The 300-nt window shown below is 70.3% G+C and carries 1 protein-coding gene; it reads left to right on the forward strand.

Features of this window, described 5'->3' with window-relative positions:
* Positions 1 to 300, forward strand: a 300-nt coding sequence (locus NE591_RS14470; RefSeq protein ID WP_256157012.1) for a Mur ligase family protein, incomplete at both ends; no start/stop codon positions are given.

Here is a 300-nt window from a genome sequence, read left to right on the forward strand (position 1 = left end):
CCGCCGGGAACACCGACGTGTACGTGGCGGAGACCTCCAGCTACCAGCTGGCCTCGACGCGCCTGTTCGCGCCGGATGTGGCCCTGGTGCTCAACATCACGCCGGACCATCTTTACTGGCGCGGCAGCCTTGAGGCCTACGCCGCGGCCAAGTGGAAGGTGCTCGCCAATCTGGGCGTCAGCGGCGGTGTGGCCGTGCTCGATGCCTGCGACGACGCCGTGCGCGCGAAGATCCGCGAGCTGCGGGCCGGAGGCGGCGTTCCCTTCCGCTACATCCCCATCGGGGGCGCTTCCGGCCTCG

The organism is Adlercreutzia sp. DFI.6.23, assembly GCF_024462535.1.
GTDB lineage: Bacteria > Actinomycetota > Coriobacteriia > Coriobacteriales > Eggerthellaceae > Adlercreutzia > Adlercreutzia rubneri.